The sequence below is a fragment of the Enterovirga sp. genome, assembly GCF_028290205.1.
Lineage (GTDB): Bacteria > Pseudomonadota > Alphaproteobacteria > Rhizobiales > Beijerinckiaceae > Enterovirga.
This window is the reverse complement of the sequence record NZ_JAQGKF010000172.1, coordinates 1-10,300: the sequence shown is the minus strand read 5'-3', so window position 1 is coordinate 10,300 and position 10,300 is coordinate 1. Positions and strand designations below refer to the sequence as shown.

Here is a 10,300-nt window from a genome sequence, read left to right as displayed (position 1 = left end):
GAGCGGGGCGGGCCGGAGAGCCTGTCCCTCAGCCCGGACGGCAGGCGGCTCGCCGTGACGGCGGATGACAGCAGCCTGCGGCTGTTTGATGCCGGAACCGGCGCCTGGACCCAGCTCGCAACGGAATCGCCGCAGACCAAGGCCGTCGCCTTCGGGCCGGACGGGTCGCACCTCGCGGCGCTCGGGGCCGACGGCCGGCTGTATGTCTGGGCCCTCAGTGCCGGCAGCAGCCCGGAGCGCCGCCTGTCGCTCCAGCCGCCGGCCGGGGGGGGCCCGCAAGGCCTGCCCCGACCGCCGAACGGCATCGGCTGGATCGGCCCGAACACCCTCGCGGTGGCAACGTCGGCCGGGACCGTGCAGGCGCTTGACCTCGATGAGGCAGCCTGGCTTCGCCGCGCCGAAACCCTGGACGTCGAGGTCGCGACGGGGCCGTGAGGCCGCAGCCGAGGGCTGCCCGTCTTCTCAACTGCGCCGCGGGGAGCGATATACGGGGGACCGGCCGTCCGCCGCATCGCGGCCCGGCCCGCACCAGCCCGCAGGCTCCCATGTCCGACAAGATCCCCGTCACCGTGCTCACCGGCTATCTCGGCGCCGGCAAGACGACCCTCCTGAACCGCATCCTGACGGAGCAGCACGGCCGCCGCTACGCCGTGATCGTCAACGAGTTCGGCGAGATCGGCATCGACAATGACCTCGTCGTCGGCGCCGACGAGGAGGTGTTCGAGATGAACAACGGGTGCATCTGCTGCACCGTGCGGGGCGACCTCATCCGCATCATCGAGGGGCTGATGAAGCGGCGGGGCAAGTTCGACGCCATCATCGTCGAGACGACCGGCCTCGCCGATCCGGCGCCGGTCGCCCAGACCTTCTTCGTGGACCAGGATGTCGGCGAGCGCGCCCGGCTCGACGCCGTGGTCACGGTGGCGGACGCCAAATGGCTGATGGCGCGCCTCAAGGACGCGCCGGAGGCCAAGAACCAAATCGCCTTTGCTGACGTCGTGCTCCTGAACAAAGTGGACCTCGTTTCGGCGGCCGAACTCGACGAGGTCGAGAGCCGCATCCGGTCGATCAACCCACAGGCCACCATCCACCGCACCACGAATTGCAACATCCCGATCGCCGAGGTGCTGGACCGCAAGGCCTTTGACCTGGACCGCATCATGGAGGTGGAGCCCGACTTCCTGGAGGCCGGCCACCACCATCACCACGACGACGAGATGGTGTCCTTCTCCTTCCGGGCCGGCGAGGTCGATCCGGACAAGTTCATGCCCTGGATCTCGGACCTGACCCAGCGCGAAGGGCCCAACATTTTGCGCTGCAAGGGTATCGTGGCCTTCCCGCAGGAGCCGAAGCGCTTCGTGTTCCAGGGCGTGCACATGATCCTGGACGGCGACCTGCAGCGGGAGTGGCGGCCGGACGAGAAGCGCGAGAGCCGCGTGGTGTTCATTGGCCGCGGCCTCGACCGGCAGGCCTACGAGGAGGGGTTCCGGGCATGCGCGGCGTGAGCGGCGCCGTGCCAGCCTTTCCGCGCGGACCGGAGGTCCAACCCCGGTGAGCGGCACCCTCACCTCCCTCACGGACGCGGTTGTCCCGCTCGCGGCCGAGGCCGAAGTGACGGGTCTCGGCTGGCTCAAGGACACGGCCGCCTTTGCCCTCGCCGACGGCTCGGTCCTGCTGGCCAAGCCGGACGGCGCCAGCCATCGCAGCGCGGCGCACCCGGAGGGCGCCATCCTGGTCGCGGCCTGCGACGGCAAGCGGCTCCTCACCGGGGGCGACGACGGCCGCATCGCGGCGACCGGCCCGGACGGCGCCACCGCGACGGTCGCCGAGGCGAAGGGCGGTGCCTGGATCGACGCACTCGCCCTCCACGCCTCCGGAGCCTTCGCCTACGCGGCTGGCCGCACCGTCACGGCGCGCGACGACAAGGGCCGGAGCAAGACCTTCGAGGCCCCGTCCACCGCGCGCGGTCTGGCCTTTGCGGCCAAAGGCTACCGGCTCGCCGTCGCGCATTACGGCGGGGCCACCCTCTGGTATCCGAACCTCGATGCGAAACCCGAAATGCTCGACTGGAAGGGCTCGCATCTCGACGTGACCTGGTCGCCGGACGGGCGCTTCGTGGTCACCTCCATGCAGGAGAACTCCCTCCACGGCTGGAGGCTCGCTCCCGATCGGGGCCACATGCGGATGTCGGGCTATGCCGCGAAACCGCGCTCGACCTCGTGGTCGTTCGGTGGCGCCTGGCTGGCCACCTCCGGGGCGGACGCCGCCGTGATCTGGCCGTTCGATTCCAAGGAGGGGCCGACCGGCAAGCCGCCGCGCGAATGCGGCCTGCGCCACAGCCGCGTGACGCGCGTGGCCTTCCACCCGAGCGTCAACGTGCTGGCCATCGGCTACGAGGACGGCTGCGTGCTCCTGGTGCGCTTCGAGGACGGGGCCGAGCTCCTGGTGAGGCGGGCCACGCCCGGCGCGGACGTGACGGCGCTGGCCTGGAACGGGCGCGGCGGGCAGCTCGCCTTCGGCTGCCGCGACGGCTCGGCCGGCCTCCTGACCCTCTCGGCCTGACACGTGCTGCGGGGGCTATTTGCACGCGGTCGGCGACCGGACGGAGACCCGCGACGGCACGAGGCCGAGCGCGTGAAGGCAGCGGCCCGGCGCTGGCTGGAGGCCGCCGGGGTCGAGGGGGCCGAGCTCACGGTGAGCGAGATCACCTGCCCGGACCCGGCTTGCCCCGGCGACGAGACCGTGATCCTCGTGCTGCAGGCGGGCCGTCGCAGCCGCGCGGCCAAGGTCCGCAGCCCGGCCCGCGACGTGACGGACGAGGATGTCCGGTCCGCCCTCCTGGCGGCCGGCTTCAAGGGACCCGAATGACTGGACGGATTTTGGCGTTGGTGATCGGCCTCTTCTGCGGCCTCGCGGCATCGCAGGCGCCCGAATTCGCCCAGCAATACCGGCAGCGCCTCGGCGGGGCGATCGACGAGCTGCGGCGCGTGGTGGTCCGCTTCGACGAGGGCGCGCGCGGCAGCGGCCTGACGCGCGAGCAGGCCGTCGGGCGTCTCACGGCCGACCCGGATCCCCTGGTCCGCAAACAGGGCGAGGCCCAGGACGAGCTCGCGGCCCGGCTGGCCCGGCTCGAGCGGCAGCGCCAGGCCTTCCTCGAGGCGGGCCCCTTCGCCCGCCTGCTGATCTTTGTCCGCGAAGCCGATCCGGGCCTCGCCCGGGCCACGTACCTTGATTACGAGCCGGCCTGGCCGGCCACCGCCGAGGGCCTCGTGGCGGGCGGAACCGGGTTTGTGGCCGGCTGGGCGCTGCTGCTGTTCCTGCTGCGCATCGGCCGGCGCCTGGTGCCGGGCCGGACCCGACGGCTCAGAGCCGTCTGATCCGCCCGGCGCGGCTCAGCGCCCGATGGTCTGCTTCACGGTCTCGACGAGCTGCTTGAGGCTGAACGGCTTGGGCAGGAAGTTGAAGGTCTCGCCTTCCGGCAGGTGCTTGGCGAACGCGTCCTCGGCATAGCCCGACACGAACACGAAGCGGATATCCGGGTGGCGCTTGCGCAGCTCGCCCAGGAGCGTCGGCCCATCCATCTCGGGCATCACGACGTCGGACACGACGAGGTCCACGGGGCGGTCGCGCCCCTCCATGATCTGCATCGCCTCAATGCCCGACGAGGCCTCCAGCACGGTGTAGCCGCGCGCCGCGAGGGCCCGGCTGTTCACGGCCCGGACCGCGTCCTCGTCTTCCACGAGCAGGATGGTGCCCTGCCCGGTCAGGTCCGCCGCCCTGGCCTTGGGGGCGTTCGCTGCATCCGGCCGCACCTCGGGCTCGGCCTCGGGCTCGGCCTCGTGGCGCGGCAGGTAGATCGCGAAGCTGGTGCCCTGCCCCGGGGTCGAATCGACGTAGATGAAGCCGCCCGACTGCTTGACGATGCCGAACACGGTGGAGAGGCCGAGCCCCGTGCCCTTGCCCAGTTCCTTTGTCGTGAAGAAGGGCTCGAAGATCTTGTCCAGGATCTCGGGCGGGATGCCGGTTCCGGTGTCCCCGACGGAGATGCGGACGTAATCGGCCGGCGGCATGCCGGCGAGGTCGAGCCGCCGGGCTTCCGCCTCGGACACGTTGCAGGTGGTGATCGCCACCGTGCCGCCGTCCGGCATGGCGTCGCGGGCGTTCACGGCGAGATTGATGACCACCTGTTCGAGCTGGTTGACGTCGGCCTTCACGGTCCAGAGATCGCGGCCCTGCCGGAGTTCCAACTGCACGCGCTCGCCCAGCAGCCGCTTCAGCAGCAGCGACAGGTCGGACAGGGTGTCGCCGAGCTTGACCACTTCGGGCCGCAGGGTCTGGCGGCGCGAGAAGGCGAGCAGCTGACGCACCAGGCCCGCAGCCCGGTTGGCGTTCTGCTTGATCTGCATGATGTCCTGGAAGGACGGATCGGTCGGCCGATGGCTCGCCAGCAGGAGGTCGGAATAGCCGATGATGGCCTGCAGCACGTTGTTGAAGTCGTGCGCGACGCCGCCCGCGAGCTGGCCGACGGCCTGCATCTTCTGCGCCTGGGCGAACTGGATCTCGAGCTGGCGCTGCTCGGTGGTGTCCAGCCCGTAGAGGATCGCGCTCTCGCCGTCTCCGCCCGGCGAGCCCGGATCGCTGTCCTCGACCGGCGACAGCCACAGCCGGGCCTGCCGGCCGCCCTCGCCCGCGATGGTGACGTCGATCGGACCGGTCTCGGACTGCCCGGCCGCTGCCGCCACGACGGCAGCTTCGAGGCGCTGCCGGTCGGCGGGGATGACCTGGTCCAGGATGGCCGGCCCGGGATCGTCCTGGCCGCGCGGGCGCGACGGGAACAGGCGCAGGAAGGATGGGTTCGAGCGCACCAGCCGGTGTGCGCTGTCCAGGGTCGCAATGGCGAGGGGCGTTGTGTTGAAGAACCGCGCGAAGCGGACCTCGGCGGCGCGCTGTCCCTCGCCGCCGCTCTCGCCGGCCGCAGACCGGTTCAGCGCGAGCGTGCGGGACGGGCCCGGCCGGCCGTCCGCTCCAAACGCGACCCGGTGGTAGAGCCGCACGGGCAGCGGCTGCCCCCCTCGGCGGGTCAGGTCCAGGTCCATGATGTCGGTGCGGGCCTCGCCGGCCTTGCCGGCATCGGCCGTGAGAAGCCCCGCCACCGAGCTCGGCACGATGTCGGTGAGCCGGAGCCCGCCCGGACCGACCCGGGCGAGGTCGTGATCGAGCCAGGCGGCGAGCGTCGCGTTCATGTAGACGACGCTGCCGTCCGGCCCGACCGAGAAGAACCCGGCTGGCGCGTGGTCGAGATAGTCGATCGCGTGCTGGAGCTCCTGGAAGACGTTTTCCTGCCGCTCGCGCTCATGCGTCACGTCGGCAATGGTCCACAGGGTCGCGGCCCGGCCGGGCCGCGGCACCGGACTGACCCGGACCCGGTACCAGCCGAATTCGCGCCCGCCTTCCAGCGCCGGCGACAGCCGGATTTCCTCACCGGCGGCGCGCTTCTCGCGGGCGGCCTGGGCCAGGCGATAGACGGCCTCGGACACGTCCGGGCCGCCGGCCAGCAGACGCTCGGGAACCCGCAGGCCCGTGAGCCCATCCGCCTTGGCGAGGGCGAGGTAGCGCTCGTTGGCGTAGAGGACGCGACCGCTCTCCTCGGCCACCAGCAGCCCGTCCCGGGCCCCGTCCGCGATGGCCTTGGTGAGGTCGTTGCCCGCGACCGAGCCGGCGAAGCGCAGCGCGCCGACCGCAATGGCGAAGACGCAGAACACGCCCGCCATGGACAGGATCGCGAGCAGCCCGAGCACGAGGGGCTGCGCCCGCTCCGTCGACAGGAGCCCGATGCCGCCGAAGGCGCCCAGAAGGAGCACGGCAATGAGCACGAGCAGGCCGAGATGGCCGGCCCGCTGCGACCGGTCGATCGCGGCCGGGGCCCCGCCCCTGGCCACGCTTCTCGCCTCAGCCATGTGCATCACCGTCGCCGCGCGCCATGTCGTGGTTACGACGCCCGTCGCTTCAACCGCAAGACGAAGCCGATCACCTCGGCAACGGCCTTGTAGTGCTCCACGGGAATCTCCTGGTCGATCTCGACCGCGGCGTGAAGCGCGCGGGCGAGCGGCGGGTTCTCGATCACGGTGACACGATGCTCCTCGGCCACGGCCCTGATTCGCAGCGCCACCGCGTCAACGCCCTTGGCCACGCAGAGCGGCGCCGCCATGCCGGCCTCGTAGCGCAGCGCCACCGCGTAGTGGGTCGGGTTCATAACCACAACGGTCGCGGTCGGGACGGCGGCCATCATCCGCTTGCGCGACCTCGCCACCCGCATCTGGCGCAGCTTGGCCTTGATCTCGGGGTTGCCGTCCTGCTCCTTCGATTCCCGCTTCACCTCCTCGCGAGTCATGCGCTGCCGCTTCAGCCATGAGAAGCGCGACCACAGGATATCGGCTGCGGTCACCACCGCATGGAGGGCCAGGATGCCGCCCAGGAGCTTCAGCGCGAGACCGAGGGTAAAGGTCAGGAGTGCCGACAGGTCCTGGCCGACCAGCCCCTCCAGACTGTCGCGCTCGCGCCAGAGGAGCGCCGCGGCGAGCGCACCCACGAGCACAATCTTGAGGATGCCGCGCAGAAACTGCACCAGGGCCTGAGCCCCGAACAGGCGCTTGATCCCCGAGAGCGGCGACAGCCGCTCGAATTTCGGCGTCAGCGGCTCCAGCGACCACACGGGCCGGTGCTGCAGCAGGCTACCGCCCACGGCCGCCAGGAGCACGAGGCCGACCGGGACGACCAGGATCTTGGCCGCGGCTTCCAGCCCGCGCCGGCCGTAATCCAGGAAAGCGCCCCCCCCGTCGGGCACGAGATGGGCGTTCATCAGGAAGGATCTGAGATCCAGAGCCAGCGTGCGGCTGCTGCCGAGGGCCGGCAGCAGCAGCAGCGCCAGCGTCAGCGCGCCGAGCGACAGGAAGAGCGGCAGCTCCTGGCTCTTGGCGACATCGCCCCGCCGGTGCGCTTCCTCGAGTCGGTGCGCGGTCGGGTCTTCTGTGCGGTCCGCGCCCGACTCGCCTTCGGCCGCCACGTCAGAGCCCCCCGAGACCGCGCAGGAACTGCCCGAGTTCCTCGAGGAAGACCGACATCATCACGCCGAGCGAGGAGAGAAGAATCAGCATGCCGAGCAGGATGGTCAGCGGCATGCCGATGAAGAAGACCTGCATCTGCGGCATCAGGCGTGACAGCACGCCGAGACCCAGGTTGAACAGGATCGCGAAGGCGATGAAGGGGGCGGCGATCTTGGCGCCGAGCGCGAACCCGCGGCCCACGGCCGAGATGGCCAGGGTGGCGGCATCGCCGACGTCCGGAACGCCCGCCGGCGGCAGGACGCGATAGCTCTCCGCGATGCCGGAAATGGCCACGTGGTGGAGGTCGGTCGCGAAGACCAGCGTGATGCCGAGCAGGGTCAGGAAGTTGGAGATGGCCGTATCCTGCCCGCCGGCGCTCGGATCGAGCGTCATGGCGAAGGAGAGGCCGAGCTGCTGGGCGACCACGGTGCCGGCCGTCTGCAGCGCCGCCATCACGGCCCGGGCCGCCAGGCCGAGCACGAGCCCGACAGCGACCTCGCCGAACAGCAATCCGATCACGGCGGAGGGTCCGGCGGCGGCCGGGAGCAGGCCGCGGGCGATCGGCAGAAGGATGAGGGTGAGCAGCAGCGCGAAGGCGAGCCGCATCCGGCCCGGAACCCCGCGCTCGCCGACGCCCGGCAGCAGCATGACCAGCGTTCCGACCCGCGCGAAGGCGAGCAGGAACACGGTCGCAAGCTCTGGAAAGGAGAGGGTCATGCGGGAATCACGGCCCGCCAGCCTCGGGCCGCTGCCGGTCCCGCGCAAGGTCACCCGCCCGAGGCGATCAGGGCGGCAATCCGGGCCATGTAGCTTCCCAGCGCGTCGGCCATGAACGGCATGCAGATGAGCAGCCCGCCGAACACGGCCACGATCTTGGGCACGTAGATCAGCGTCTGTTCCTGGACCTGCGTCAGGGCTTGCAGCAGCGACACCGCGAGCCCGACCACGAGGGCGACCAGCATCAGGGGTCCGGCGACCTTGAGAAAGGTGGTGACGCCGTCGCGGGCGACTTCCAGGATGTCGGCGCCTGTCACGGCCCGGCCCTCAGATCGGCATCCGCATGATTTCCTCGTAGGCGGAAATCACGCGGTCGCGCACGGCGACGAGGGTCTGGAGGGCGGCCTCGCTCTCGGCGACGGCGGTCACCACCTCGACGAGGTTTCCCTTGCCGGTCGCGGCGGAGACGACCTGGGTCTCGGCCGCGCGCCCGCTCGCGGCAGCCCCCTCGAGCGCCTGCGTCAGCATCTGGCCGAAGCCGCCCGGCGCCGCGCCGGCCGCGGCCGAGCCGAACGCCGCCGCGGCCCCGGACGAGGCCGCCTGCGAAGATGCGAGGTTGCGGGCCGCCTGGTAGGCGCCGCTGGCGAAACCGGCCGTGATCGTCATGGGGAAGCTCCGACCGCTCAGGCGCGCAGGATGTCGAGGGTGCGGGAAATCATGCGGCGCGTGGCCGTGACCACGTTGAGGTTGGCCTCGTAGGAGCGCTGCGCCTCCCGCATGTCGATGGTTTCCACGAGCGAGTTCACGTTGGGCAGCTTCACCTGCCCGGCCGCGTCGGCGGCCGGGTGACCGGGCTCGTAGCGGGTCTTGAACGGCGAGGGGTCGCGCCGGACACGGCCCAGCGCCACCGTGGCGGCGTCGAGCTCGCGGTCGAGCTGCCGGTTGAAGGTCGGGATCTTGCGCCGGTACGGGTCAGCGCCCGGCTTGTCGCCGGTCGAATCGGCGTTGGCGATGTTCTCGGCCACGACCCGCATGCGGCCGGACTGAGCCCGCAGGCCGGAGGCCGCGATGGCGATGGATTTCAGGAAGTCCATGACGGTCAGCCCCCGCGCACGCCGGCCGCGATGCGAAGCAGGCCGAGGCTCTTCTGGTAGAGGGAGGCGGCGAGCTGATACTCGGAATGGTTCTCGGCCACCTTCATCATCTCGTCCTCGAGATGCACGGCGTTGCCCGAGGGCGAGGTCTCGTAACGCCGGGCCGGGCTGAGCGTGCCGGTCGGCAGCGAGCTCTGAGCCGTGATGTGGCCCGGATTCGTCTGGGCCACCGCCACAGACGAGGCCGTGCCCGCTGCGTTGGACCGCGCCGGCACGAGATCCTTGGGCTGAAAGCCGGGTGTGTTGGCGTTGGCGACGTTCTCGGCCAGCACCTTCTGGCGCGACTGGTGCCAGTGCATGCGCTCGCGCAGTTGGGAAACGAGCGGGATGTTGGAGATCGACATGGTGGCGGTCCAGCCGCCACGCTGAGCGGTGGCGACCCGGCAGAACTTGCCCATTCTATGGTTAACGGCGGGTTAAGCCGCTGATCGGCCAAGGGGCCCGCAGGAGTGCCGGGCCCAGGGCCGGTCGGAGGGCTGCCCCGAAGCGCCGCGGACCGCTGTGGCCGCCCCGCGACACCCTGGATGAAACGTGCTATCGGCCGGAGGACCTCGTCCGACCGGCCGTTGCTGGACGAGTGCGCATGGGCAGCAGTCGCCGCCCGACCGAGAGAGCCGCGTCTTGCCCGTCTCCATTCCCGGCATCGAGAACCTGTCGCCCGCGGTCAAATACGTGATCGCCTTTGCGATCATCTTTGCGATGCTGGTGTTGCTGGCGCTGATCCTGCGCCGACTCACCGGCGGCCGCCTGTCCCTCAGCAACGACCGCGGCCGCGCCCGGCAGCCCCGGCTCGGCATCGTGGACGTCTACGATCTGGACCGGCAGCGACAACTCATCCTGCTCCGCCGCGACAATGTCGAGCATCTGCTGCTGGTCGGCGGACCGAACGACGTGGTGGTGGAAACCAACATCGTCCGGGTTCCGGGCGCGCGGCTTCCGGCAGGCTTGCAGGATGCCGCCGAGCGGCCGGAGACCGGCCCCGACCGCAATGTCGAAATCGCACCTGTTCGGCCGGTGGTGGAGCCCGGTCTCGGCCGCGCCGGCGACCGGCTGCAGGACGCCGTGGGCGGGCATCTCGGTCCGTCCGACCAGTTCGCCGCGGTGGCGGGCGGCGGGGCGGAGCCGGTGGGCGGTTACCGCGAGCCCTCGCTGAAACCGACCCGCGTTACCGGGGCAGCGCCGTCGCCGACGCCCCCGGATCGCTCGCCCTCCCGCACGCCCCCTCCCCGGGCCACCCCGCAGCCGACCAGCGGCGGCTTGCCGGACATGACCCGGCAGCTCGAGGAGGCCCTGCGCCGGCCCGAGCCGGCCGCGCCTCCTGCGCCC

11 protein-coding genes and 2 pseudogenes are annotated in these 10,300 nt (G+C 71.2%); 6 read left to right on the top strand and 7 right to left on the bottom strand.

The window, feature by feature from the left end; all coding sequences use genetic code 11:
* The 5 genes and pseudogenes from JWR86_RS12570 to JWR86_RS12550 all read left to right on the top strand — a co-directional run.
* Positions 1-435, top strand: a pseudogene (locus JWR86_RS12570) (hypothetical protein); the annotation flags it as partial.
* Positions 436-545: 110 nt separating this feature from the next.
* Complete coding sequence (locus tag JWR86_RS12565; RefSeq protein ID WP_299565934.1) at positions 546-1,505, top strand: GTP-binding protein; 960 nt, start codon at positions 546-548, stop codon at positions 1,503-1,505.
* A 46-nt stretch (positions 1,506-1,551) separates the two neighbouring features.
* Positions 1,552-2,562, top strand: coding sequence for a WD40 repeat domain-containing protein (locus tag JWR86_RS12560; RefSeq protein WP_299565931.1), 1,011 nt, complete (start codon positions 1,552-1,554; stop codon positions 2,560-2,562).
* 72 nt (positions 2,563-2,634) lie between these two features.
* Positions 2,635-2,868, top strand: a complete 234-nt coding sequence (locus JWR86_RS12555) for a hypothetical protein (protein ID WP_299565928.1) — start codon at positions 2,635-2,637, stop codon at positions 2,866-2,868.
* A 17-nt stretch (positions 2,869-2,885) separates the two neighbouring features.
* Positions 2,886-3,377 (top strand): DUF2937 family protein, encoded by a 492-nt coding sequence (locus tag JWR86_RS12550; RefSeq protein ID WP_299565926.1) that lies wholly within the window; start codon positions 2,886-2,888, stop codon positions 3,375-3,377.
* 15 nt (positions 3,378-3,392) lie between these two features.
* Here JWR86_RS12550 and cckA read toward each other — a convergent pair whose 3' ends face one another.
* The 7 genes from cckA to flgB are packed head-to-tail and all read right to left on the bottom strand — an operon-like array spanning position 3,393 to position 9,372.
* A complete protein-coding gene (gene cckA, locus JWR86_RS12545) occupies positions 3,393-5,957 on the bottom strand; it encodes a cell cycle histidine kinase CckA (RefSeq protein ID WP_299565924.1) in 2,565 nt (854 codons plus the stop codon).
* Between the two features lie 32 nt (positions 5,958-5,989).
* Positions 5,990-7,063, bottom strand: a complete 1,074-nt coding sequence (gene flhB, locus JWR86_RS12540; protein WP_299565921.1) for a flagellar biosynthesis protein FlhB — start codon at positions 7,061-7,063, stop codon at positions 5,990-5,992.
* Between the two features lies 1 nt (position 7,064).
* Positions 7,065-7,820, bottom strand: a complete 756-nt coding sequence (gene fliR / locus JWR86_RS12535) for a flagellar biosynthetic protein FliR (protein ID WP_299565918.1) — start codon at positions 7,818-7,820, stop codon at positions 7,065-7,067.
* A 50-nt stretch (positions 7,821-7,870) separates the two neighbouring features.
* Positions 7,871-8,137: a flagellar biosynthesis protein FliQ gene (gene fliQ, locus JWR86_RS12530; protein WP_299565915.1), complete on the bottom strand. Its 267-nt coding sequence runs from the start codon at positions 8,135-8,137 to the stop codon at positions 7,871-7,873.
* A gap of 10 nt (positions 8,138-8,147) precedes the next feature.
* Complete coding sequence (locus tag JWR86_RS12525) at positions 8,148-8,486, bottom strand: flagellar hook-basal body complex protein FliE (protein ID WP_299565912.1); 339 nt, start codon at positions 8,484-8,486, stop codon at positions 8,148-8,150.
* A 17-nt stretch (positions 8,487-8,503) separates the two neighbouring features.
* Positions 8,504-8,914, bottom strand: a complete 411-nt coding sequence (flgC, locus tag JWR86_RS12520; protein ID WP_299565909.1) for a flagellar basal body rod protein FlgC — start codon at positions 8,912-8,914, stop codon at positions 8,504-8,506.
* Positions 8,915-8,919: 5 nt separating this feature from the next.
* Positions 8,920-9,372, bottom strand: a complete 453-nt coding sequence (gene flgB / locus JWR86_RS12515; protein ID WP_366914583.1) for a flagellar basal body rod protein FlgB — start codon at positions 9,370-9,372, stop codon at positions 8,920-8,922.
* 223 nt (positions 9,373-9,595) lie between these two features.
* Between flgB and JWR86_RS12510 the strand changes: the two are divergent.
* Positions 9,596-10,300: pseudogene (locus JWR86_RS12510) on the top strand (flagellar biosynthetic protein FliO); the annotation flags it as partial.